Source organism: Pseudoalteromonas sp. Z1A2 (genome assembly GCF_011378755.1).
Lineage (GTDB): Bacteria > Pseudomonadota > Gammaproteobacteria > Enterobacterales > Alteromonadaceae > Pseudoalteromonas > Pseudoalteromonas distincta.
In genome coordinates, this window is record NZ_WTKX01000005.1 from 1 (window position 1) to 26,210 (window position 26,210).

Genomic DNA, 26,210 nt, shown 5'->3' on the forward strand with positions numbered 1-26,210 from the left:
CACGAAATTCTGATGTATAGCGATTTGATTTTTTCATAGTTCCAGTTTCTCAAGTTATTGAGTCTCTGGCAAACACGGGGCGATTCATAACAGCATTTACCACATTGAATGAAACGCTTTACCGCCCAGGTTCATGTTTTTCATAGCACGGTAAGCTTGTTTCTAACTTCTCCCAGTTAGCTTTAGACGTAACAAAATTATGCGATAAAACCTGCTCAGTAATATCGGTATCGAATATTCCTAAACGAATTCGTATTCTGCTTTTGTCATCATTATTGCTACTGTAAACAGGCGAGCCACAACATCTACAAAAATAACGTGTGCGCCCTGCTTTAAAACTATATTCACTGAGTCGTTCTTGCCCTTTTGTTATTGTAAAGTCACTTGTATTTACAAAGCCATTGGTTGCAAATGCAGTCCTGCTGTTTTTTCTGCACAGTGAACAATGACAATGAATAATAGTAGGGCGTGTTGTTCTTTGGTGGTTGAATTTGCAGCAGTGTGTTTGGTATTTAGGCAAGGCAGAGCCTATGATATGTGGTTGTTCCCCATACATAGGCGATAACGCAGCATAGATGCCAAACATGCGCTGCCCTTTGGGTTCTTTCTAGGGACGATTGACTCTTTGTTGCTCGGTTTTTACTTAGCCCACTAGGTTACAAACCTTGCGCCGCGATTAAATCGCCCCTAGATTGAACAAATTTCAATCCATAAAGATCAACACGCCCTAGTTATACTGCCCGACACTTCAACGTTTACTTCACCACACAAACACGAACCCGTATACATATAACATCCTAACTATTAAATTATTTTTATACTCAGTTAAAATTTGCTGAGTTGATTTTATAAATACAATAACAACATTATATTTCTCAAGCTCTATTAAACCATAACTTTTATTTTAGTGATTGACATAAAAACATTAAATTGGTTACATAACCTTTGCTTTAAAGTTATAGCCAAAACAATAATTGGTTAACCAAAAACATCTAAACTTACTGAGACCCAATTATGCATTTTAAACACATGTCACTTTTATGTTTGTTAAGCGCGTTAGCGTCGTGTTCAACCATTCAAAAAAATACATCGAGCGATTGGCTACTTATTGATAATTTTGAAAACTCTCTTAGCGACTGGCAAAGTGTCGATACCCAAAATGAAACTAAGCCACAGGTCAAAAACCCTCAAATCACGGTTATACAACCAGAACAAACAAACTCATCAATAAATCATTATTTACTAAAAAAGCCTGCACGCGATGGCATTGTTGGAAATCGTAAAGCGCTTTCTTATACAAAACTTCCACAAGCGGTTGAAGTTGGCGCCACCTACACATTTTATATGCGTATAAACGTGGCTGCGTTTCCTAATAACCATGCTTTTGGATTGAGTAACCTTTCTCCAGCGCTAATAAATAAACATGCGTACGATGCGTTTGAGCCAACACTTCGCGTAACCGATAAAACAGAATCAAACGGGTTTGTAAACGATGGCGCTTTAATGGTTAAAACCGACAGCGGATATAGCAACATTCAAAACTACACTACAAAACAGTCAGCTAAACCTCTGCAAACAAATACTTGGTACGACGTATGGTACGTTGTTAATAACGCAGCAGCCTCAGAGCAAGGTCAGCAATATGATGTTTACGTAAAAGGTGGTGAGTTTAACAGTCAAACGCTGGTATATAAAAATGCACAATTTAGAATGAAGCGCGAACAACCTCTTATATACTTTTTAGCAAACTGTAATACAGGCCCAATTAAAAAGCCTTACGGAAATGGTGGTCTCAGATATGACGATTTATACATGAGCGAAGGAATAAACCTAAGTAACCCAACGCAATAAATAAGAATAATACTCATAATTAGTGCCCTACAAACCTGCATTTAAAAATACTTAAATGGTATGATACTCGTCATTATTTGCCATTTAAGTTTTTAAAATGTATCGATTATTTGAAAAAATGACAAAAGCATTTCCTGAGGACCAACCCACTCAGCCGCCTTCTACTTTATTTGCTTTTTGTCGCCACTACACCAAAGGAATGGAACTGTCGTTGCTGCTTATGTCAATCAGTGCCGCCATGCTCGCTATTTTAGAGGTTTCTTTATTTAGCTACATGGGCCAACTTGTTGATTGGTTAACCGCCTACACGCCCGAAACTTTGTTTATAGAGCAAAAGTCTGAACTTATTAAAATGGCTGTCATGCTGTTATTAGTATTGCCCATTGTTGTCTTTTTCCATTCTGCTATTTTGCACCAAGCATTGCTTGGCAATTATCCTATGTCAATTCGTTGGTTAGCACATCGTTATTTACTGCGCCAAAGTGTTAGCTTTTATCAAAATGAATTTGCAGGAAGAATAGCCACTAAAGTACTGCAAACTTCTTTAGCCGTTCGCGAAACAGTGACCAAACTACTCGATGTATTAATGTATATCGTGGTTTATTTTGGCTCAATGGTATTTTTAGTTGCCGAAGCTGATTGGCGCTTAATGATCCCTTTATTAGTTTGGTTGGTTTTATACATTTGCGTGCAACTTTACTTTGTACCGCGCCTTAAAAAAATTGCCAGCTCACAAGCCGATGCGCGCTCAGAAATGACTGGTCGTATTGTTGATAGTTATACTAACATTTCAACTATTAAATTGTTTTCGTATACCCAGCGTGAAGAGCAATACGCAAAACAAAGCATGGATGTATTTTTACAGCCTGTGTACAAGCAAATGCGCTTAGTAACCAGTTTAAACTTTGTTATTCAAAGCTTAAATTACCTATTAGTATTTTCTGTTGCCGCTGTATCACTTTATTTATGGTCGCTTAGCGTAATTAGCGCCGGAGCTATTGCTGTTGCTGTTAGCTTAGCGCTTAGATTAAACGGTATGGCGCAGTGGATCATGTGGGAAATAAGCAGCTTGTTCGAAAACATTGGCACCGTAGCCGATGGTATGAAAACACTGTCGAACCCTATCGAAGTTGCCGATAAACCAAATGCTGATACGCTTAACGTAAGCCAAGGTGCTATTGAGTTTAACAACGTACACTTTAACTACGGCAAAGCTGCAAAAGAGACTAATCGCAGCCCTGTAATGAACGGTTTAAACTTAAATATTAAACCTGGCGAAAAAATTGGTTTAGTCGGTCGCTCTGGCGCGGGTAAATCAACACTTGTTAACTTATTACTGCGCTTTTACGATACCGACTCTGGAACAATAAAAATTGATGGGCAAAACATCACAGACGTTAGCCAAGAAAGCCTACGCCGCTACATAGCAATGGTAACGCAAGATACCTCCTTGCTTCATCGCTCAGTAAAAGACAATATTTTGTACGGTCGCCCCGATGCAACCCACGATGAGATGATCAACGCGACCAAACAAGCTAAGGCGCTTGAGTTTATAAACGACTTGGTCGACAGCAAAGGCAATAAAGGCTTTGATGCACAAGTGGGCGAACGCGGTGTTACGCTTTCAGGCGGTCAACGCCAACGTATTGCTATTGCACGTGTACTACTTAAAAATGCCCCCATACTTATACTCGACGAAGCCACCAGCGCACTCGACTCAGAAGTAGAAGCCGCAATTCAGGCAAGTCTTGATGATTTAATGACAGGTAAAACAGTTATTGCCATAGCGCACAGGCTATCAACCATTGCACAAATGGATAGATTAATTGTACTTGATGACGGCGGCGTAGTTGAGCAAGGCACTCATGAACAATTAATCGCTAAGGGTGGAATGTACGCAGCCCTATGGACACACCAAACAGGCGGGTTTATAGGCGTCGATTAGCCATTAATATTACATTACGGTAGAGGTAGTTTTATTCTGCTTCTACTTTAAACAAAAAAGCGAAGATGCCTTAAAGGCTCTTCGCTTTTTTTATCGTTATAAATAAATTTTATAACTTTTTTATAAATTAAGAGATTAGCCTTAACCCTATCATTATCAGCATAACCACATTAGCAAGTACGCCGATTAAAAAAAAGTAACTACGTGGGCTTGGGTTTTTCTCCGTTGCTATAGCGTAGTACAGCGCCATGTGAATTAAACGCGCAATTAAATACACCCAAATACACATTGCAAAAATCGGGCTTTGATAATTAATTACAAACGCAAATAACACCGTACCTATAAATAATGCACTGTTTTCAAGCGTATTATGAAACGTACGATGTGCTCTAAATATAAAGCTGTCGTGCGATAAATCCTCGTCAATTTTACCTGGTACAGCATTTGGTTCTTTAGCTTTGCTAAAAGTAGCCACAGCCCACTGTACAAGCAACATAATTAAATAGAGGTAAAATGCCAAATAGGCCGAAAGTGCAACTTCAGTCATTATTAAATCCCTTGTTTTGTTTTTAACTTAGTATTGATTGCAATTTTGAAGCCTAAGCTAACACACTGATATTCAAAGGGTTAATCTAATAGACCGAATTACATATGTAAGTAACACACAGCATTGTATAAAATTTACTTGTTATAATTTTAAAAAATAACATCAAAACTAAACTGTATACTGCTGGATTTACTCCGATCTATAAAGTTTAAACTCTTCAAGCGAAGCATCCCATAACGCTACCTGATTACGCCCCAAGGACTTAGCCTCATAAAGAGCTAAATCAGCCTGTTCAATCAACTCAGAAGGTGTTCTGGCTTTAAATTTAATAGACGTAACCCCAAAGCTACACGTAACAGGAATATCTTCAAATGTCGCTTTTTCAACTTTAATACGAATAGCCTCAGCTATACGTATTGCTTGCTCTTGAGTTGTGTTGGGCAAAATAATACAAAATTCTTCGCCACCAAAACGGGCCACGCTATCACTTTTACGTATATTAGCTTGTAAAAGTTCGGCTACGCCACAAAGTACTGTGTCACCAATGCTATGCCCATAGGTGTCGTTAACGCTTTTAAAATGATCAATATCGACCATTAAAATACAGTACTCTTCAATCTGAGGTAAATCCATAAAGTCGCGATTCATAACCTCAAATAAAATACGACGGTTATAACAATTGGTCAAAGGGTCTCTTGCTGCCAAATAGTCTAACTCTTCATTACGTTTTTTAGAGGCAATAAAACTTCTATAAACCAGTAATACAATAGCTAAACAAGCGGCTAATAAAAATGCTAGCGCAATACTGGCGTATTTATTCTTTGAAAGCTCTAGCTCTGATATAACTCTAGCTTGGGCGGCGATTTCAATTTGATTATTTTTCTTTTCAAGCTCAAGCTTATGGCGTTTTTCTTTTTCTCTTAACGTCTCAAGCTCTATTTCCATTTTGTGCGAATGTAAATGTGCTTTTTCAAGCGCCAATTTATCTTCATTTCTTTCATTTTGAATGATATCGGTTAGGGCTATTTCTTCTTCTGCATAACGAAGTGACTCTTCTATACGACCACGCAATTTTTCTGCTATTCGAATTTCACGATAGGCATATAGCATATGTAACTTATCATCTATTTCGGTTGATAAAGCGAGTGACCTTTTTAGTAAAGAAATCGCCTCATTTGTATCAATACCAATTAAAATGCCCGCAAGCGCAGTAAGCGACTTTATCTCATAAAGTTTACCACCTGCTTCTCTGGCAAACGACAATGACTCTTTGTAATACTCTATAGCCTTGTTGTTATTTCCTTGGGCACGATAAATATTACCAATAATACGTGCGGTTGTAGAAATGTACGATGTAAGGTTTTTGTTTTTATAAGTGATATAAGCTTTTTTAGCATATTGCATTGCTGATGCTAAGTCGCCAGATTCGAGGTTAATAACAGCCATTTCTCTTAAAGCTGAAGCGAGCGTTTTTTCCTCGACCATACCTTTTGGCAAATCGATAGTTATTTGATAGAAAAATTCGGCCTGATCAAACTGCCTTAATCGTGTATATACCAGTCCCATTTGATTTGATGTTTTAGCAATCCCAAGCATGTTATTTACTTTTTTATAATATAAATATGCCTCATTTATATGTTCAAGTGATTTTTCATAAAGGTTAATATGACGATAAATAATACCCGCCCCTAGTAATGCCTTAGCAAAGCCAACAGGGTCGTCAATGTCTTTATGTATTTCTAATGCGCGAGTGGAGTAATCAAGGGCTAAAACTAAGTTATCTAAATAACGATGTGCTTCTGCTAGTGTATTTAAAGTACGCGCCATTAGCTTTAAATCACCTAAATTAGAATATACCTCTAAAGCTTTTGTATAAAAGTGAGCCGTTTGCTCTCTATTTTTGAGGCGTTTATACGACTGAGCTAATTTTTTATACGTTTCACCTAACTGTCTTTGTATTAATTCGTCTTCGTCAACAAGGTATTTTAAAGCAGATGTATATTGCGCGTTCGCGTTATTGTACTTTTTTTGTTCATAAAGCGAATCCCCCTTAGTAAGGAGCACTTGCGCTATAAAAAAGTCATCGCCATATACAAGGGTTGTTGGTAATAAAGTTTCAATGCGGGTAGTAAGTTCGTCATAACGTTTTTCTTCTAATAATATATTTATATAATTAATAGATGCCTTTATTTGGTTTCGTGAATCATTTAATTTGCTGTAGTAAACAGAGGATTGTAAAAAGTGCTCGAGTGATTCATTAATATTGTTATTTTTTTTATTCGCCCTACCTAGCAAGTTATGTAGCTTTGCGCTGAGTAACGTGTCATCAGCACTTTGCGCTTGTGACAACAACGACTTACTTAGTTCAATACTTGTTATAACGTCAGTATCTATAAGTAATTCAGCTCTTTTTAGCAGCCCTGCATTAGATTCATTAGTTAAACTGTATGAGGTGGTTTCTTGTGCGTAAGCGCTGTTTAAGCTAACAAACAAAGCAAAAAGCAAAGCTTTCACTAAAAATGTAAAATTATAAATTCGCTTTACAATGAAACTATGTATTTGCGAAGGTAAATCCATATTTCGCTTATGATTCAAGTAGGTATAAAATTCCATATTTACCATTTTAGTAATTTATTATTAATACAATTCAAAAGGCTGATGATAAAATATACAAACCGGCGCAATACATCAAGTATTGCTGCTATATGAATACTTTTAATTTATAATTTTAGCATAATTATGCATATAGCAAGCCTAGCTTCTTAGTTTTAGTGTAACTAACACAATACCATGATCGGTACTTAAATCATCACGCTCAAATTCGGGGTTAATTAAGTGACGATCATAAGTATTATACTCAATCACCTCAAAAAAACTGCCAAGGTAGCTGGCATCAAACTCACAAGATAATAAAATATAATCAAGCACGGAGCTGCTCGCGCCATAATAATGTGTTGGTGCTCTTAAGGGCATAAGCTTAGTTGCATTAACATTTTTTGCTTCGTTTTCATCAGCTAAATCAAAAATGCTATTGCTTTCACTATCGCTTATTTCATCGCTAGTCATTGCCTCACCATTAGACAGTTCATCTTCGCTTAGCTGCGACTTAACAAACAAATCCCATGAATCATTTAAACAATATTTAGCGAGGTAGGTTTTAGCATCAAATGCAGGCGCAAAGCGTAGCGTACTTGTCAGTAAATGGCTTAATACGCCATCCGCTAGTTCATTATTAAAGTCCCCCATTAATAGCATGGGTTGTTGCGTAGCTTCGCGACGGGCAATCATTTGTATCATTAGTAATGTAGCTTCACTGCCACGCTGAATAGTTGAGCCCCACCCACCCGCTACATTCGCTTTTAAAATTTCAATTATGTTTTGCTCGGGTGTAAGCTCTTTATTATGCTCATCGACATTAATCATTGGGCGCTTAGATTTAAAATGCACCACGTAACAATCAGTATTGCCTATATGCGGCAGCGTTATAGTTGCTCTTAGTACTTTACGACTAAAAGTAAACTCACTATTAAGGCCAAGCGCATATGCAAGCTCACTATCGTGCTCAACCGCTGCTACTTCAACTATGGGGTATTTAGAGGCGATTGCCACTACAGGGCGTTTATAAATAAAGTCATCAATCACCTCTGGCGTATCAACTACAGCAAAGTAATTATAACCTTGCTCGCCTACTAGCTCTTTTAATGAGTCAATGCTAAACACTTCCTGAAAACCAATCACATCAGGGGCATGTTCTGTTAAGTAATCAACAATCCAACGCTGCTTTTTAGCCCACTGCTGCGCGGTATAAATTTTCTCAAACTCATAGTATGCATTGGGCGGCTCAAGATAGTTAAACAGGTTAAATGTGGCTATTTTTAGTTGGGTGTTAATAATTCCAGATTCATCACTTTTTAAATCTGTATCTAACTGTTTAAGATCTTGATTGCTGATGGGGTTCGCCTAAGTAAAGTTGAAAGTGTTGCTGGCTTATAAACTATCATTTTATTACATGTTTACGTAATAAATCAGCCAGCTTAATTGTAATTTTATACACTCTTTTACTTTATACCAATCCGCAATAATACTTAATCATTTTGCTGGGCTAAACGTGTCGCTACCTGTGTTAAAAAATTCTCATTTAGAACAACTAAATAGCGAATTTTTTGCCTAGCTATCAACCCGTTTTTCCAGCCTCAAAATAGATCACTTAATTAAGCGAATTGGTATTAGTCTTTATTATATCCCTCAATAAATAGCATTAACGTGCTTAACCATATAAAATTCGCGGCAATTAAATATGAGCGAAGCGACATTGTAATGAGTAGAAAGATTGAACTATTAGCCCCAGGCGGTGATGTTAACGCGGTAAAAGCCGCCATTGTAGCCGGTGCTAATGCGGTTTATTGTGGATTAGATACCTTTAATGCACGTAACCGAGCGTCTAATCTTTCGTTTGATGAGCTTAACGGCGCACTTCGCCTAGCCCATGAATACGGCTGTGAAATATTTTTAACGCTAAACGTAGTTATATTAGAGCACGAAATGGGAGCGCTATTTAAGCTACTTAACCAACTCGTAAATACCACGCTCGATGGCATTATTGTGCAAGATTTAGGGTTATTCAATATAGTTAAAAAGCACTTTCCTACTTTGCATATTCACGCATCAACTCAGTTAACCACCCATAACGAATCACAGGTTGAGTTTTTAGCGCGCATTGGCGCTACACGTGTAAATTTATCGCGCGAGCTTAACCTAACTGAAATTAAAATATTGACCGACGTAGCGCACAAATGTGATGTATTAACCGAGGTGTTTGTACATGGTGCATTGTGTATTGCGTTTTCGGGGCAATGTTATTCAAGCTCAGTAAGTGTGGGTAACTCAGGTAACCGTGGTCGTTGCTCACAAGCATGTCGTGATGAATACGAGCCAACGGCTATGGGTAACAAACATCCGTTAAACTTAAAAGACAATTCAGCCTATTTTGATTTACCAGAGCTGGTAGCCGCAGGTGTTGACTCGTTAAAAGTAGAAGGTCGCATTAAAGGTGCTAACTACGTTCATACCGTTATTGATAGCTGGCGCAAACAAATAGATACCTTTGTACAAACAGGTAACTTAATTGAAGACGATTCAAGCTTATACAAAGTATTTAACCGTAATTTTACTAATAAGTTTTTGCAAGGTGACATGACAAAAAACATGTTTACCGACAACCCGCGCGACCATAGCTTTAATCACGCTAACGAAAAGAGTAACGCGATTTCGGTTGTGCAAATTTACGATGCACAACAAGAGCTCGCCGCAGAAAAAAATGACATTGATACGTTAGTTAAAAAGAAAATTGAGTTTTTAGATATTTCAAAGCGAGAACTACGCTTTGAGTTTAGCGGCCAATTAAACCAGCCATTTACAGTAACACTGACAATAAACGATAAACACGACAACACCCTAGCAGAGCAAAGCGCTCTGCAACCTCTACGCTTTGAAGTTCAATCGCAAATGCCTATGCAAACCGCCGATAAATCGATTGTGGACATTGCAGCTATTGATAAACGCTTTAAAACCTTTAGTAATGCCAATTTTGAAATTAAAAATATGGATTACTCAAACTTAGGCAACAACTTAAGCATTCCGTTTAAAGAGCTTGCCCGTATTAAAAAGCAAGTCGCGTTTTTATTAAACGAAGGCAAAGACGTCCTCGCCCCTGTTGAACTGCCAAAACTAGTAAACCACCCTAAAGCCGATAACAAAACAACACTCTCTATTTTAATATCGGACATAAAAGACGTTCATCTATGTGATTTAACAGATGGCGATGTTTACTTTAAATTACCAGAGAGCTTTAGAACCGATAACGATAAATACATTAATGTATTTTTAGAGCACCCACATTTAATTCCGTGGTTTCCGGCGGTGTTAATTGGTAAAGATTTTGAAGAAGCGGTACGTTTGCTCGAGGTTGTAAAACCTAAGCTTATTATTAGTAACAACACAGGCGTTGCATTTAAAGCAGTACAAATGGGTATTGACTGGATTGCAGGCCCGTTGTTAAACACCACAAACTCTTATGCGTTACTAACACTACAAGAAGATTTAAACGCAAAAGGCGCGTTTATTTCAAACGAAATAAACAAACCACAAATGCGTAATATTAAACGCCCTAACAATTTTAAAATGATGTACAGCATTTATCATCCAATACTAATGATGACTAGCCGACAATGTTTTTTCCAGCAAACAGTAGGATGTAAAAAACCACGTATTGACGCAAGCTGTATGCTGAGCTGTAAAAAAGAAACCACCGTTACCAATGTTAAAGGTATTAGCTTTGCTATTGATAAACAAAAAGGCGGCTACCCAAGTATTTACAACCATGAGCAATTTTTAAACATGGATATTGTGAGTGACTTTGCCGACAAATTTGACGAATTTATGATTGATTTAACCGACATTGGCTCAGGCGATAAAGAAAAACTGGATAAAGCCGTGTTACTTGCGCATTTTCAAGATTTAATTAACGGGCAAACACAAGCGGTTGAACACTTAAATAGCTTGGTTAAAGTACAAACCCGCCAGCAGTATGTTGAAGGCCTAAACAGCTAAGGTAACTAACATGACATTGCCATTATTATATTCATTACAACACTGCCCATACGCAATGCGTGCACGAATGGGTATTTTAATGGCAGAGCAACAAGTACTTCTACGCGCTATAAAAACTAAAAATAAACCGCCGCATCTGTTGCAAATATCGCCTAAAGGCACTGTGCCTGTTTTATTACTGCCTAATAACCAAGTTATAGATGAAAGCCTCGATATAATGCTGTGGGCTTTAAAGCAAAACGATCCGCATAATTTACTGCATACTCAAGACCCATTAGCACTTGAGCGCATGCTTGAGTTAATTAAGCTAAACGACACGCAATTTAAACCGGTGCTCGAAAAGTACAAATTTTATGCTCGTACAAAAGACATGGCACAAATTTATTATCAAAAAGCCTGCGAAGAGTTTATTAAGCAATTTGAAGTAAAACTAACCACGCATAAATACTTAATAGGCGATGAAAAAAGTCTAGCCGATTATGCCCTGCTGCCATTTATTAGACAGTTTGCCCGCGTAGATAAACACTGGTACTTACAAAGTGAATATACGCATGTTCGTGCATGGTTAAACGAGTTTTTACACGCCCCTATTTTCACCAAAGTCATGGCCAAATTTGATTTGTATATGGACTGCGGCGAAGAGTTTTTATACGGCGTTAAAAAGTCTTAACTTAGCCTTTGTTTTATAAGGAATTACATTACTTTAACTAGCTGTAAATCTCAGCATTGAATTATTCTCATCATCGGATTTAAGCCCTATATTTACGCTATACTGCCCTCCCCATTATTAACAAACGCTATGCATTATGAACTACTCAAACTTTGGCACTAAATTTACACAACCCAACGGCATTACCCAATTAATGGAAGACTTAGGCGGGGCTAAAAACAGTAACAATCCTAATATTGTTATGCTGGGTGGCGGTAATCCCGCATTAGTACCACAAGTAAATGAGGTTTTTTTAAGTGAATTACAAAAACTTGTTGCCAGCAATAAAGTATCGCAAGTATTTGGGCTTTACGATGGCCCAACCGGTAACGACGAGTTTAGAGCTGCATTAGCTGGCCAGCTAAGTAAAGAGTACGCATGGGATATTAGCGCTGATAACGTAGCACTCGGTAATGGCAGTCAAGCTAACTTTTTTGTGCTGTTTAATATGTTGGCAGGCGAAATGCCGGATGGCAGCCAAAAAAAGATTTTATTCCCCCTCGCGCCAGAGTACATAGGTTATGCCGATCAAGGTTTATCGGCTGATATGTTTGTTGCCATAAAGCCTGATATCGAAATTTTAAATACAGGCAGCACATCAAAACAGTTTAAATACGTCATTGATTTTAAAGCAGTTGAGAAAACACTAGCAAACGACAGCAGTATAAGCGCGCTGTGCGTATCACGCCCAACCAACCCAACAGGTAATGTAATTACTGACGATGAAGTAAAACACCTTGATTTGCTTGCTAAGCAATATGGTATTCCACTCATTATTGATAACGCATATGGCGATCCGTTTCCAGGTTGTATTTACACCGATGCAAACCTAACGTGGAACTCAAATATAATTTTATGTATGTCACTTTCAAAACTGGGCCTACCGGGTTTACGCAGCGGTATTGTAGTTGCAAACAATGAGATTATTAAAGCAATTGGCCGCGTAAACGGCAGCATGGTGTTATCGCCAAATAGTATTGGCCCAAGCTTAGTGACACGCTTAATTAACGACAACGAACTACTGCCACTGTGCCGCAACGTTGTACTGCCTTTTTATCGTAATAAAGCACACATAGCGATTGAGTTGTTTGACGAAGTATTTGCCGAACTGCCTGTTTATTTGCACAAAGTTGAAGGTGCATTTTTTATGTGGCTGTGGTTTAAAGATACAAAAATAACAAGCGAGGTGTTGTATCAACAACTTAAAGAGCAAGACGTGTTTGTGATCCCAGGTCACAACTTTTTTATCGGCATTGACGATGATTGGGCGCACAAGCACGAGTGTATTCGTATTAACTATGCTACCGATGCAGACACCCTAAAAAAAGGCTTAGAAGCGATTAGAAGCCTAATAAAGTAAATATACTGATGCCGATATAAATATCGGCATCATTCATTTAACTCGCTTATATATTCGTTTAAAATTCATGCAAATGCACTGTATCCCCTTTAAATCTATATACAAGTTGGTATCCTACGCGCCCTTTTTTAATATATGCTTATAAAAAAGAAATCGTCAAGGAGCGAATACTGCTGCAAGGCACTTACTGTAAGTGACAGCTTTAACACAATCGGCATCGCGTATAAATATTGGTTTTAAACGTAAGATGTAACTTTAAATAGCAACATGCAATAGCACTATTAAGGTCAATTATGCGATTAGGACCAGGACTACTCGTCACCGCTGCCTTCATTGGACCAGGGACCATTACTACCGCCAGCGTGGCAGGTGCAAACTTTGGTTTTGCACTTATATGGACATTACTGTTTTCAGTAATTGCCACTATATTATTACAATCTATGGCGGCGCGCCTTGGCGTTGCCACCGGGCAAGATTTAGCTCAAGCGCTCAGAGCACATATTCAAACGCCTTTATTTAAATCTTTAGCTATATTTTTAGTCATCAGCGCCATTGGTGTGGGCAGTGCAGCTTATGAAGCGGGTAATTTAAGTGGCGCTAGCATGGGATTAATTGAAATATTCCCTCAAGTTAGCTCCCAACTATGGACACCACTTATTGCTTTTTTTAGTGCAGCTTTACTGTATAGCGGCAAACATAAAGTGGTTGAAAACGCGCTAATTTTACTCGTTATTTTAATGAGCTTAGTGTTTATCTCAACACTTGTAATGGCAGCGCCTTCACTGGGTGATGTATTTGCTGGTTTTATTCCTAGTATGCCTGAAGGCTCTATTACAACCATACTAGCTTTAGTTGGCACTACCATTGTGCCGTATAACTTATTTTTGCACTCCGGCGTACTCGCTGCTAGACACGACAGTAACAGCGACATGCAAAAAATGATTAAACAAACAAATGTTGATACAGGCCTATCAATCACTTTGGGCGGTGTGATCACTTTAGCTATTTTATCTACAGCTTCAGTTGCATTTTATGGCACCGATGCGGGGCAAATTAGTGCGGCTAACATGGCCGTGCAACTAGAGCCATTGCTTGGCGACGCCGCTCATTACTTTTTTGCTATTGGCTTATTTGCTGCAGGTTTAACAAGTGCTATTACAGCGCCGCTTGCCGGTGCTTATGCTGTGTGTGGCATGTTAGGCTGGTCTAACAATATGAGCAACACGCGCTTTAAAGGCGTCGCTATTGTTATTTTATTGTTTGGTGCTGCGGTGGCGTCACTCGGTTTAGACCCTGTCGCGGTAATTATATTCGCGCAAGCGGCTAACGGGTTATTACTCCCTATTGTTAGCACCTACCTTGTATGGCTGGTTAATCAAAAAGGGGTTATGGGAAACTACACAAATTCTTTGCTGTTAAACCTGGTAACCCTACCCGTTTTAATCCTAATTTTTGGGTTAAGTAGCTACAAACTGATTAGTTTAATTTTTTAATTAATTTCTAAAGGCCATATTTAAAGCCCGCTGTTTATAATAAACAGCGGGCTTTATTTATTAATCACTATATAACGTATAAACCGTACTTATATTCACACATCTAACACGCTTTTTGGTTTTTAGTTACTTTAAATAATTGCGAAAATGTAAAACCACCTACCGCGCCTGCAAGCAGTTGAGCATAAAAACCCCAGCCTCTTGCGCCCGCTATAATATGAATATTCATAATTGATTCAATGGCAATTAACACAATAGCAAATGCCACAATGCCAGCAATAACAAATAACTGAGTACTGTATTTTTGAACCTTTTTATTAAGCTTTGCGGTAACAAAAAAAGCGATGGCAAGTGCTACGGCAATAATAGCGCCGTAGGTAGGTAATAGGCCTAACCAATCATCAAGCGTTAAACTAGCACGATCACTAAAGCCCACCACTACACCTACATTAACTAATTGATTGACAACGTATTGGCTATGAAACAAGCTAGCTAGTGTGAATGTAAGTAACCAAGAAACTAAAAATGAAGGCAATACACGTGTTAAAAACGACATGGTTATCTCAACTTAAAATAAAGCTTTTTTCTTATACTGGCCATGCTAGCAAAGGCTTGCCCGGTAAACAATGTATCTCTTTTTTTACTCTGCTTTCGCTTTGTGCGTTTTCTGTTAATGCAAGCGCTGCGCTACCAAAGGAGCAATACAGTACACAAACACTGGCTACGCAATTACAGTCTCCGTGGAGCATGGTTGAACTACCAAACGGCACATGGTTAATTACAGAGCGTGATGGTCATGTAGTTATAGTTAAGAACAACGTGCAATCAAGAGTAAAATTAAACCTTGAGGGCTTATACGTTGCGGGCCAAGGTGGTTTACTCGACATTGTTTTATCACCAGATTATAACGACTCAAAAGAAGTTATTTTTACTTATGCCCAAGGTGATGCAAGCGCAAACAGGCTGGTTGTTGCCAAAGCCACGTTTAATGGCACTGACTTTTCAAAGCCTAACGTTATTTATAAAGTAGCGACTGATAAAAACACACCGCAACATTACGCAGGACGCGCCCTTGTCTTACCCGACAATACATTATTAGTTTCAACGGGCGATGGGTTTGACTTTAGAGAGCAAGCACAAGTTATCACCAGCCAACTTGGTAAAATATTACGTATAAACCTAGATGGCACCATTCCAACAGATAACCCATTTATTTATCATAAAAACCTAAATGCACATGCTGTCTACTCACTTGGTCATCGTAACCCTCAAGGCTTAGTTTATGATTACGATACGCAGCAAATTGTTAGCCACGAGCACGGCCCTGCAGGCGGTGACGAGCTAAACTACTTAACCGCTAGCACTAATTATGGCTGGCCGGTAATCACCTATGGCAAAGATTACTCGCAAGCGCGTATTTCACCCTTTACCGAATATAAAGGCATGCAAAAACCAAGTGTTAATTGGACTCCATCAATAGCGCCATCAGGCATGGCGTATTACGGCTCTAAACATGCAGCTTTTCCTTCGTTACAGCAACATGTGCTTATCACTACCCTTGTTGATAAAAAGCTCTACAGCGTTAATCTGCTAAGTGGTGAATTTACACAGTCTCACGTATTTCCTAATGCCGCAGGCAGGTTAAGAGATGTGTTTATAACTGATAAGGGTAACGTCGCGGTATTAATGGATGGAAAAAATGCAGAGCTGATGTTAGTGAAGCCAAATTAGTTCACAAAGAGAGTTAAGGCGCTTCGCTTTTAGAGGATAATAGCGGCTTTAGGGAACCGCTTTAATCACTCACAATCAGACAATGGCTCACTAATTGTGAGTGTATGAGTACCAAAATTTAATATAGCTTGGTATTTTCTAAAAAATGGAGAGCCTAATAATCCATATATTGTATTGCCACCACCAGCAGCCTTTACATGGTCTCGGTTTAGTGATAAAAACTGTGTACTTTCATACAACTGGCATGCCAATTCAAATTTTAAAACGTCTAGTGAAAGCTAGGAAGTCTAACGAAAGCTGGTAGTGATCATAAATTCAATGGTGCGAGATAGTGTCATGCGGGATCCTAAAATCGTTTGAAATTAGGAATTGACACCATAGTCACTTGTTATGTGTATATTGCACTCAAGGCCAAGTTCTACAACTTAAAGAGTTACCACCTTTATCAAAACCCCAAGCAATTATGATTTCCGTTTTAGGATCAACATCGTAATAAATAAGACATTTACCGACAAAGTCTTTAATACTGTAATTCGGTAATACTTCTTGCCTGCTAAAATGGTATCTCAAAAAACCAGTATCTAATGTTGTAATATTGGTTAACCCTTCGCCTGCGATTAAATAATCCGATCTTATCAACTCACCAGCATCAGGTGATTTAGAAAGCTTTTGATTATTTATATTCTCACCAATATTCATATTCAGATATCTCTGATAGTCCTTATGACCGACAGTGCAACCCGAAAGGAAAAATAAAAGGAAAATACTAGCAATTATTTTCTTAAATTGTTCAAACACTGGAATATTGCACCATATAGATTTATACACATTACGCCCGCCTAAGCGGCAATTTAATAATGGGCTAAAATATTGAGCGCAGCGACAATAGCCCATTGTTAATTGTCCGAGCGAACTTAAGAGCGAATTGAGGCGCTTGTTATGTGTATTTTAAACTGAACCAAATATTTCTAGTTTATTGGTATCAAGAACAAAAATTGATAAAACCTCAGATTTAACTGAATAAATAAGTTTGCCCCCTCTTTGAGCACGACTTTACCCAGTAACTGATTGAACAACCACTCCCTAGGCATAGATTCAGCAATAATTGAGGAATGAACCAATGCGTCACATTTATAAAGTTTTTGAACTAGTTGGAAAGTATTCAATTTATGATGACACTCAATTATGCAAGTGACTCCTTTTCGCTTCCAAGTTTTTTCAATATGAACCCATTCGTTTTTGAAGCCAGTGGATTTAAACTGTTCTATGGCATCAAACACTTCTGATTTCGGCAACTCAGCATATTTTTCAGCAACCTCAAAACCATGTTTTAGAATTTTCTCGAAAGCTAAATACTTTTCATCATCTGAGTGAATGAAACACCCTAAATCTTGTGAGATATTAACATGGGCAATTGCAGGATCTTTTCCCAGGCTAAACTCAGTTTCTACTGGTAACTTAGAGCAACTTATAACTAGTCTTGAAAATTTGCTACGAAAGTTAAGTGGGTATAAAAGCCTTTCAATGAAATGAACCATAGATCTAGAATTCACAATCACAGTTTTTTTTTCTTCTTCGGTGTACGTGCTATCTAATACTAATTGAATATCCCAAAATCGAGTCATACTCACAACTTTCCCAATACACATAACACCTTCCATAACCGGTTTGTGGCGTTCTTCCACAAATCCGGTTAATGGTTTTGTTAGGTAACCGGTAACTCCGAGCTATCAATTGAAAATATAGGTTTCTCAACTCTATTAGTAATTGTGAAAATTGAGTCACGCCATGCTCCGTGGAAAAGAATAAACCAAGTTGAGTCCCTGAATTGGTTCGAAAATAATTGCTTTGAGTATAAAACACTACCACTCTTATCAATCAATGCAAAGTTGATATCTATCCCGCCAATTTTATAAGTTAGGGTCGTAGTAGCTCGAATATTCCTAGACTTATTCCATTTGCTGGTTTTTTTATGTATTCGTTCCAACTGGAAATCACAACCTAAGACCTTTTCAGCAATTAGATCAATGGTGTTTAAAATCTCAAAAGGTACGTTGAGCCTATTTCCTATAATTTTAAGAGAATCAGTTAGATAATAAAGAGACTTAACACATTTACTATGGTCGGAAAGTTCGCAAAAATCATCGAATATAAAGTCATCTCTTTTATAAGCCGCTATTCCATCAGATCGTGGTGGGATGTAATCCTCACCTGAATATCTTCCCAGATATACATTCAGCTTTGCCAACCCTGCAAAATCAAACTTATCAGGCAGATATATACAAAAAATATCTTCAACTAAGTTCCAATAGTTCATCAAGTACTTATTTTGTTCAAGCTTCTCTTTACTCGATTTACCACCGTTAACTAATTGAACATCGCGAAGTATCATAAGGTTACCTAACGCCCTAATAATGGGCAAAAAATTGTTGGCTAAAATGTTGAGGAACGAAAACAGCCAACTGTTTTTTGTCCTTATTTATTAGCTTGTTATATGGCATTTTGCTTAATGCCAGCTTCACGTTCTTTGTTTAGGTAGATGAAGTAACTAAAGCCTTGTTTAAACTCATGAGAAATAGTGTATTCTCCATGAATTATTAGCCTCTCCATTTCTTCACACATACCATTTTGCAATTCTTCATAGGTTGGATAATAAGCGATTTCCCAGTTGCCGGGAGATACATAAAACACCTCTTTGTCTAGCAAATGACGTTTGTTAGAGCCTTTTACCGAATATGCACGAATGCCTTTGCCACTGCAATTTTCTGTAGGTACTAATTTCTGAACCTCTATTTTTACAAGCCCATCTTCAGGCTGGTATTTAAGGTTGGCGCAACCAGCTAGAAATAAGAGTGAAATTGTGAGGATGAATCGCATAGCTTCCTTTGCCATATAACGCCTGTAGCACCTGCAAAAATTGTGGAGTGCATTTTTGTGTAAAATTGAGCGTAGCGAAAACACAAAAAGGCGCGTAACAATTTTTGTCAGGTGGCTACACTTGTTAGAATTTTTTACGGCTTTCTAGAGCCATCGCCCCAGCCAACACCAAATAGAATACAGCTCCAGCTAACGCAGCCAATGGTACTTGTGAAAAGGTGTTATGGCTCCACTTAAAAACCATTAACACCCAAAACACCCCAACACAAGAAGCACCCGCCACAGCTGTACTAATAATACTATACTTCCATCCATTGCTCCGCATGGCTAACTTCAGCATCCCTCGCGATAGCTCCCCAACCCCAATACAGCCAATAAATATATTTAGCATGTAAAAGTTGATACTAATATCCCACTTAATTAATTGTGCAAAGAGCTGAAGTGCGTAATACCCAGCGAGATAAGTTCCACCGTAGATTACTACGAGTGCCGCACCCAAAAATTCTGGCCGAGTATTTTCTAAAATTTTACCTATTAGCTTGCTATACATACAGATGAATTCTAACAACTTTGTATCCGACATTTGTCGCTTTATAAACCGACAAATGTCCAAATATTACAAAGATTCTAATTTAACCAGCTAATAAGGACTTGTAAACAACTAGTTAGCCGATATTTAAGTTTCCTTGATGTAGAAATAGCCCAAAATGGTAGAGATCAGTAATATCGGACAAAAAAGTAATGAGCCATAAAATAGGTGTAAGCGATATTATTAATAAGATAACTTAAATTTTTCTCTAAGCTTTTGCCTTTAACCTAAAAAAAGCCGCTGTTCATTGCAAACAGCGGCTTTCGTCTTAAGATTTACAAGCTTAAAGCTTGCTTAACTTAAACTTGATTTTTATTGTTTACCAATCACTTCAAGTCCACCCATGTATGGGCGTAATACTTCTGGTACTACTACTGTGCCATCGGCTTGTTGGTAGTTTTCTAGTATCGCTACTAGTGTACGGCCAACGGCTAAGCCTGAACCATTTAGTGTATGTAGTAACTCTGGCTTTTTAACACCTTCACGACGAAAACGTGCTTGCATTCTACGCGCCTGAAAGTCAGCCATGTTTGAACATGATGAAATTTCGCGGTATGTATCTTGCGCAGGTAACCATACTTCTAAATCGTATGTTTTAGCTGAGCCAAAGCCCATGTCGCCCATACATAAAATTACTTTACGGTACGGAAGTTCAAGCGCTTGTAGTATTTGCTCTGCGTGACCTGTTAACTCTTCAAGCGTTGCCATTGAGTCTTCTGGTTTTACAAGTTGTACAAGTTCAACTTTATCAAACTGGTGTTGACGAATTAAGCCACGTGTATCGCGACCATAGCTGCCTGCTTCGCTTCTAAAACACGGAGTGTGGGCAACTAAACGAATTGGTAAATCGCTTTCATCGTAAATTTCGTCGCGGGCGCTATTTGTAAGCGGTACTTCTGCTGTAGGAATTAAGCTAAAGCCGGCTTGTTGTTCGCCGTCGTCGTTTACAAGGCCTAATGTGTGGAACAAATCGCCCGCAAATTTAGGTAGTTGGCTCGTGCCGTAAAGGCTGGCGCTATTTACTAGGTACGGTACATACATTTCTGTATAGCCGTTTTTATCAGCATGTGTATCTAGCATAAATTGCGTTAGTGCACGGTGCATACGCGCTACTTGGCCACGCATTACAGTAAAGCGTGCGCCACTAATTTTAACGCCCATTTCAAAGTCTAAACCGTTTAGGTCTTGGCCTACATCTACGTGGTCTTTAACTTCAAAATCGAATTTTTTAGGTGTGCCCCACGTTAAAATTTCAACGTTGTCGTCTTCGTCTTTACCTGCAGGTACTGACTCGTCCGGCAAGTTTGGAATTGCTAAAGCTATGTCGTTAATAGCGGCTAATACTTCATCTTGCTCTGTTTTAGCGGCGTCTAGCTCACTGCCTAAGTTAGCCACTGCATCAAGTAATAGCTGTGCGTCTTCGCCTTTAGCTTTGGCTTGACCAATTGCTTTTGCGCTTGCATTACGTTGACTTTGAAGTTCTTGCGTTTTTACTTGTAATGTTTTGCGTTTTTCTTCAAGTGCCGTTACCGTCGCTACATCGAGTTCGTAACCGCGAGCCGCTAAACGTGCTGCAGTTTGTTCGATGTCTTGACGTAAAAATTTAGAATCTAACATGTTAGTTTTTTAACCTTTTTGCATTACTAGCTGAAGGCCCAGCCAAGCCATAAAAATACACACCATCACGTTTAAGATGATATTGAGGGCCATTTTAATAAAGTGACCTTGTTGTAATAACAACAACGAGTCCATTGAGAATGTTGAAAAGGTGGTTAATGCACCTAAAAAGCCAATACCGATAAGGGTTTTGGCGGGGCTTGCGGTGATAATTTCTTTATCTATCAAACCGTACAAAATGCCCATTAACAATGAACCCAGAATATTAACCGTCAACGTGCCAAAAGGGAATCCCCTACCGAGGAGTTTTAGCATGCTTTCGCTAATAAAAAACCGTAAACACGCACCTGAGGCTCCGCCAAGGGCGATCATCATATAAAGTTTAATCATTTTCGTATCGTCTAAGTGGGCTTTGCGCATCGCGCTCTTTTAGGTAATCGAGTTTTTGTTTAATTTTTTGCTCAAGTCCGCGCTCGCTCGGTAAGTAATATTCTTTGCCGTCCATCTCTGGTGGTAAGTATTTTTCACCTGCGGCAAATGCGCCTTCTTCATTGTGCGCATAACGATACTCAGCGCCATACCCTAAGTCTTTCATTAAGTTAGTTGGGGCATTGCGTAAATGCTCTGGTACGGGATAACTTGGCTCGTTTTTGGCATCTGCTTTTGCTTGATTAAACGCCATATACACCGCATTACTTTTAGGTGCGCTGGCTAAATACAGTGTGGCTTGTGCAATTGCACGCTCACCCTCGCTTGGGCCAACACGTTGAAATATATCCCACGCATTTAAGGCCACTTCCATCGCACGCGGATCGGCGTTACCTATGTCTTCTGTAGCTATGGCAAGTAAACGCCTTGCTACATACAAAGGGTCGCCGCCACCGGCTAAAATTCGGCAATACCAATACAGTGCACCGTCGGGGGAGCTACCTCGTACTGATTTATGAAAGGCCGATATTAAATCGTAAAACTCATCTCCGCCTTTATCATATTTAGCTAAATGCGTTGGTAGCACTTGGCTAAGTACGTGCTCATCTACGTTGTATTGACCGTTTTTCTCGGTTGTTAAGTCAACTGCTTGTTCAAGTAAATTAAGTACTTTACGCGCATCGCCGCCACTTGCTTGGCACAGTGCCTTTTTAGCGTTGTCGGCAATAGTGATGTGTTTTTGGCTTAGCTGCTCGTCTTGTTTAAGTGCGCGATCTATTACGGTGTATAAGTCGGTATCGGCAAGCGATTTTAAAACATACACGCGCGCACGCGACAATATAGCGTTGTTAAGGGCAAACGATGGGTTTTCGGTGGTTGCACCTACAAATATAAAGGTACCGTCTTCTATGTGCGGTAAAAATGCATCTTGTTGGGATTTATTAAAGCGATGAACTTCGTCAACAAACATAAGGGTGCGTTGGCCACGGCTTTCTAGGTTGTCCCGCGCTTGCGTTACGCTGTCGCGTATATCTTTTACACCTGCAGTTACCGCCGACATTTGAATAAGTGAGGCATCAGCATGGTTGGCAATAATTTGCGCAAGTGTTGTTTTACCCACACCAGGCGGACCCCATAAAATTAAACTATGGCATCGCCCCGCGACAATGGCTTGATGCAGTGGTTTATCAGCACTTAATAAGTGCTGCTGACCAATGTATTCATCAAGTGTTGTAGGGCGCATACGCGCGGCAAGTGGGCGTACATCGGGCCCAAAATTAAAACCTAAATTACTCACCGTTACTCTGATCGTCTATTTCAACACCTTCAGGAGGCGTAAATTCAAAAGTGCTTTGATCAAGCGGTGTATTAACTTGGGCATTGTTAAACGTAAATGACGATAGCTGCCCTGAGTTGTCGGTAACCACTAGTTTAGCAAGCCCTTGCTCGTTACCCGCAAATGCTATATCAAGTTGTTCTACTTGACTTTCTACGCCTTTATTTGGCGTTACGCTAAAGCCAGTATTTGTTGCAAGTACGCTGTATTTCTCCCACTGTGCTGGGTCTTTTGATGTCAGTAGCACAAATGGTGTTGAGTCGATTAGGCTGCTGGTTTTCATAATTGTTACTTGCTCAGCAAAGCTGTCGAAGTAATATGTTTTATCACCGTTTGATACAAATAACGTATCGTCTGGATTAGTTTGCTGCCAGCGAATCATCATAGGCTGTTGAAGCGCTATTGTGCCCTCGCCTTGCATAACTGCTTGGCCTTCTTTGTCTGTTACTTGTTGTGCAAACTGCGCTTTAAAGCTTTTTAAAGTAGCAAGTCTGTCTTGTAATGCTTGGCTGTCGTCAGCAAAGCTTGGTGCGGCAAGTACGCTGCCTAACACTAATAATAAGGCGTTAACTTTTTTCATGAATTTGCTCCATTAGGTACTAATACATCGCGAGCACCGTTATGACCTGGTGAACTCACGATACCCGATGTTTCCATTTGTTCTACTAAACGTGCTGCGCGGTTGTAGCCAACACGTAATTTACGTTGCACTGACGATACCGATACTTTGCCGGTTTCAATTACAAACGACACAGCTTCGTCGTATAACGGATCAGATTCTTCATCTGCATTTTCGCTAGCTTCACCCGGTAATAAAATATCTTCAGTGGCATCGCCATTGAGTATTTCGTCAATGTAATTTGGTTTAGCACGTGCTTTCCAATCGTTTACTACGGCGTGTACTTCATGGTCGTCTACAAACGCGCCATGCACACGCTCTGGTACGCTAGTGCCTGGCGGTAAATAAAGCATGTCGCCCATACCTAGTAAGTTTTCTGCGCCTTGTTGGTCAAGTATTGTCCGTGAATCTATTTTGCTCGATACCTGAAACGCCATACGTGTTGGGATATTAGCTTTAATTAAGCCGGTAATTACATCAACCGATGGGCGCTGCGTAGCAAGCACTAAGTGAATGCCTGCCGCACGTGCCTTTTGGGCTATACGTGCAATAAGTTCTTCTACTTTTTTACCTACAATCATCATCATGTCGGCAAATTCGTCTATTACTACAACAATACTTGGTAATTTACCTAGCTCGTCGGGGCCTTCTTTCATGCCATCAGTGTCTTTAAATAATGGATCAAGAATCGGGTAACCCGCTTCATTGGCTTCAAGCACTTTTTGGTTATAACCTTTTAAATTACGCACACCCAATGCTGACATTAATTTATAACGACGTTCCATTTCGCCTACACACCAACGCAGTGCGTTGGCAGCTTCTTTCATATCGGTAACTACTTCACACAATAAATGCGGAATGCCTTCGTATACTGAAAGCTCAAGCATTTTAGGGTCAATCATAATCATACGTACATCGTCAGGACCCGATTTGTAAAGCAAGCTTACTATCATGACATTAACGCCCACTGATTTACCTGAACCAGTTGTACCGGCTACCAATAAATGTGGCATTTTACCTAAATCAGCACATACCGGCTGACCAGCAATGTCTTTACCAAGCACCATAGTAAGTGGCGACGGATTTTGCTCAAATTTAGGGGCGTTTATTACTTCTGATAAACGAACTATTTCACGGTGTTTATTTGGAAGTTCGATACCAACATAGGTTTTACCTGGAATAACTTCTACAACACGTACACTAATTGCCGAAAGCGAACGGGCTAAATCTTTAGCTAAGCCTGTGATTTTAGACACCTTTATACCTGGCGCTAAATCTAGCTCAAAACGCGTAACAACGGGGCCTGGGTATACCGCTACTACGGTTGCTTGTACATTGAAGTCGAGAAGTTTTGTCTCTACTAGGCGCGATACGCTATCAAGCTCTTCTTGCGAAATTGGGTTTTTAGCTTTATCCGGTCTGTCGAGTAAATCGAGCGATGGTAATGGCCCCGGTGGTGGCTCTTGCGTTAATAATTGCTCAAACTTTTCTTTTGCCGTTGGTGGTGGTTGATATTGCGCTTTTGGCTTAGGCATTGGTCTTGCTGGCGATACCACCGTTGTAACTGGTTTTTCAGGCTCCACAACTGGGCTTTGATCAAGCGCATTTAATGCAGCAGCCGTGTCCATTGGTTCGTCATCTATGGCGCTAAAGCCAATTTCTTGATCGAGTATATCGTCAAGTTCATCAAACGGCATAAAGTCATCACTCATTTGTGGTTCACTAAACGGTGTTTGAGGCTTATCTATCGCTTTTTGTTTATCTGCTTTTTTAGCTGATGTAGGCAGCTCTATTTGCTCTTTTATATAGTCTTCAAAATGGGCGTCTGCTTCATCGTTATTATTTACTTTACCTGCAGTATGTTCTCGGTGCATCCAGCCTTTTGCATACGATACAACATAGCGATAAAGCCTAACCATTAAATCGCCAAGGTAATCTACAAAATCAACCCACGATACTCCCGTCAATAAGGTAAGCCCTGCGAAAAAGAAACACAGCAATAATATAGATGTACCGGTAAAGTTAAACGCAGGCATCATGGCTGATGCAATAACATCGCCCACTACTCCACCCGATGAAAAGTTATAAATATCGTCGAAATTAATACTACTAATAGCGGTAGCTGAGGTAATAAATAAAGCAAAACCAATAACACGCAGCGCTAAGGTAGTGTAATCAAGCTGTAAAATGCGGTGAGGTTGTTTAAATAGCAAGTAGCCAAATAGCTGAATGGCCGCAGGCACTAAGTAAGCCAACCAACCAAAGGTCAGTAATAAAATGTCGGCTATCCATGCACCGGCTGCTCCTGTGATGTTGCTTACTTCGCTAAAACTAGTTTGCGACCATGCAGCATCTGCTGGATCAAAGCTGATCAAGGCACATAAAATAAATATTGCCGTAAAGGTGCTGATAATCAGCCCTGTTTCTAATAGTCTTTGCACACCGTTTAGGCGCATAGTTCCCTATTCCTCTTTATTATTCTATTTTTATTCACACTT

Annotated in this window: 22 protein-coding genes; 7 read left to right on the top strand and 15 right to left on the bottom strand. The window is 39.3% G+C overall.

The features are described from left to right. Positions 1 to 118: 118 nt before the first annotated feature. On the bottom strand, positions 119 to 586 hold the full coding sequence (locus GQR47_RS05475) for a GFA family protein (RefSeq protein WP_024594955.1): 468 nt from the start codon (positions 584 to 586) through the stop codon (positions 119 to 121). Positions 587 to 1,014: 428 nt separating this feature from the next. Here GQR47_RS05475 and GQR47_RS05480 point away from each other — a divergent pair, with 428 nt between their 5' ends. Together GQR47_RS05480 and GQR47_RS05485 are read left to right on the top strand one after the other, a co-directional pair. Then, positions 1,015 to 1,851: a hypothetical protein gene (locus GQR47_RS05480; RefSeq protein WP_024594956.1), complete on the top strand. Its 837-nt coding sequence runs from the start codon at positions 1,015 to 1,017 to the stop codon at positions 1,849 to 1,851. Between the two features lie 97 nt (positions 1,852 to 1,948). After that, the gene (locus tag GQR47_RS05485; protein ID WP_165723623.1) at positions 1,949 to 3,796 is read left to right on the top strand and encodes an ABC transporter ATP-binding protein; all 1,848 of its coding nucleotides are present in this window, start codon (positions 1,949 to 1,951) and stop codon (positions 3,794 to 3,796) included. A gap of 127 nt (positions 3,797 to 3,923) precedes the next feature. Here GQR47_RS05485 and GQR47_RS05490 read toward each other — a convergent pair whose 3' ends face one another. From GQR47_RS05490 to GQR47_RS05500, 3 genes are all read right to left on the bottom strand, one after another. Next, positions 3,924 to 4,343, bottom strand: coding sequence for an MAPEG family protein (locus GQR47_RS05490; RefSeq protein WP_002963227.1), 420 nt, complete (start codon positions 4,341 to 4,343; stop codon positions 3,924 to 3,926). Between the two features lie 189 nt (positions 4,344 to 4,532). Then, a complete protein-coding gene (locus GQR47_RS05495; protein WP_024595514.1) occupies positions 4,533 to 6,920 on the bottom strand; it encodes a GGDEF domain-containing protein in 2,388 nt (795 codons plus the stop codon). Between the two features lie 177 nt (positions 6,921 to 7,097). Next, positions 7,098 to 8,201, bottom strand: coding sequence for an endonuclease/exonuclease/phosphatase family protein (locus GQR47_RS05500; protein WP_024595515.1), 1,104 nt, complete (start codon positions 8,199 to 8,201; stop codon positions 7,098 to 7,100). Between the two features lie 459 nt (positions 8,202 to 8,660). On the opposite strand from GQR47_RS05500, the gene GQR47_RS05505 reads away from it, so the two are divergent. The 4 genes from GQR47_RS05505 to GQR47_RS05520 all read left to right on the top strand — a co-directional run bounded on the left by GQR47_RS05505 (position 8,661) and on the right by GQR47_RS05520 (position 14,514). Further along, positions 8,661 to 10,952, top strand: coding sequence for a peptidase U32 family protein (locus GQR47_RS05505; RefSeq protein WP_154903023.1), 2,292 nt, complete (start codon positions 8,661 to 8,663; stop codon positions 10,950 to 10,952). Positions 10,953 to 10,962: 10 nt separating this feature from the next. After that, positions 10,963 to 11,622 (top strand): glutathione S-transferase, encoded by a 660-nt coding sequence (locus tag GQR47_RS05510; protein ID WP_154903022.1) that lies wholly within the window; start codon positions 10,963 to 10,965, stop codon positions 11,620 to 11,622. Between the two features lie 136 nt (positions 11,623 to 11,758). Further along, positions 11,759 to 13,021 carry a valine--pyruvate transaminase gene (locus GQR47_RS05515; RefSeq protein ID WP_154903021.1) on the top strand — a complete coding sequence of 421 codons (1,263 nt, stop codon included), beginning with the start codon at positions 11,759 to 11,761 and terminating at the stop codon, positions 13,019 to 13,021. A gap of 293 nt (positions 13,022 to 13,314) precedes the next feature. Beyond that, entirely contained in the window at positions 13,315 to 14,514 is a 1,200-nt protein-coding gene (locus GQR47_RS05520) for an Nramp family divalent metal transporter (RefSeq protein WP_154903020.1), read from the top strand. Positions 14,515 to 14,617: 103 nt separating this feature from the next. Here GQR47_RS05520 and GQR47_RS05525 read toward each other — a convergent pair whose 3' ends face one another. After that, positions 14,618 to 15,070, bottom strand: coding sequence for a hypothetical protein (locus GQR47_RS05525; protein WP_154903019.1), 453 nt, complete (start codon positions 15,068 to 15,070; stop codon positions 14,618 to 14,620). Here GQR47_RS05525 and GQR47_RS05530 point away from each other — a divergent pair. Next, positions 15,055 to 16,245, top strand: a complete 1,191-nt coding sequence (locus GQR47_RS05530) for a PQQ-dependent sugar dehydrogenase (protein WP_154903018.1) — start codon at positions 15,055 to 15,057, stop codon at positions 16,243 to 16,245. The genes GQR47_RS05525 and GQR47_RS05530 overlap by 16 nt on opposite strands. Positions 16,246 to 16,650: 405 nt before the next feature. Here GQR47_RS05530 and GQR47_RS05535 read toward each other — a convergent pair whose 3' ends face one another. From GQR47_RS05535 to GQR47_RS05580, 10 genes are all read right to left on the bottom strand, one after another. Continuing rightward, positions 16,651 to 17,043 carry a hypothetical protein gene (locus GQR47_RS05535; protein ID WP_154903017.1) on the bottom strand — a complete coding sequence of 131 codons (393 nt, stop codon included), beginning with the start codon at positions 17,041 to 17,043 and terminating at the stop codon, positions 16,651 to 16,653. 170 nt (positions 17,044 to 17,213) lie between these two features. After that, entirely contained in the window at positions 17,214 to 17,930 is a 717-nt protein-coding gene (locus tag GQR47_RS05540; protein WP_154903016.1) for a hypothetical protein, read from the bottom strand. Between the two features lie 20 nt (positions 17,931 to 17,950). After that, on the bottom strand, positions 17,951 to 18,637 hold the full coding sequence (locus GQR47_RS05545) for a hypothetical protein (protein WP_154903015.1): 687 nt from the start codon (positions 18,635 to 18,637) through the stop codon (positions 17,951 to 17,953). Between the two features lie 98 nt (positions 18,638 to 18,735). Beyond that, entirely contained in the window at positions 18,736 to 19,137 is a 402-nt protein-coding gene (locus GQR47_RS05550) for a hypothetical protein (RefSeq protein WP_154903014.1), read from the bottom strand. Positions 19,138 to 19,246: 109 nt separating this feature from the next. Then, complete coding sequence (locus GQR47_RS05555) at positions 19,247 to 19,705, bottom strand: hypothetical protein (protein ID WP_154903013.1); 459 nt, start codon at positions 19,703 to 19,705, stop codon at positions 19,247 to 19,249. Positions 19,706 to 20,023: 318 nt separating this feature from the next. Further along, a complete protein-coding gene (gene serS, locus GQR47_RS05560; RefSeq protein ID WP_165723624.1) occupies positions 20,024 to 21,328 on the bottom strand; it encodes a serine--tRNA ligase in 1,305 nt (434 codons plus the stop codon). Positions 21,329 to 21,337: 9 nt separating this feature from the next. After that, positions 21,338 to 21,718, bottom strand: coding sequence for a fluoride efflux transporter CrcB (gene crcB, locus GQR47_RS05565; protein WP_021032117.1), 381 nt, complete (start codon positions 21,716 to 21,718; stop codon positions 21,338 to 21,340). Beyond that, positions 21,711 to 23,054, bottom strand: a complete 1,344-nt coding sequence (locus tag GQR47_RS05570; RefSeq protein ID WP_165723625.1) for a replication-associated recombination protein A — start codon at positions 23,052 to 23,054, stop codon at positions 21,711 to 21,713. Before GQR47_RS05570 ends, crcB begins: the two co-directional genes overlap by 8 nt. Further along, on the bottom strand, positions 23,047 to 23,673 hold the full coding sequence (gene lolA / locus GQR47_RS05575) for an outer membrane lipoprotein chaperone LolA (RefSeq protein ID WP_024595503.1): 627 nt from the start codon (positions 23,671 to 23,673) through the stop codon (positions 23,047 to 23,049). Before lolA ends, GQR47_RS05570 begins: the two co-directional genes overlap by 8 nt. Then, complete coding sequence (locus GQR47_RS05580) at positions 23,670 to 26,168, bottom strand: DNA translocase FtsK 4TM domain-containing protein (protein WP_165723626.1); 2,499 nt, start codon at positions 26,166 to 26,168, stop codon at positions 23,670 to 23,672. Before GQR47_RS05580 ends, lolA begins: the two co-directional genes overlap by 4 nt. Between the last annotated feature and the right edge of the window lie 42 nt (positions 26,169 to 26,210).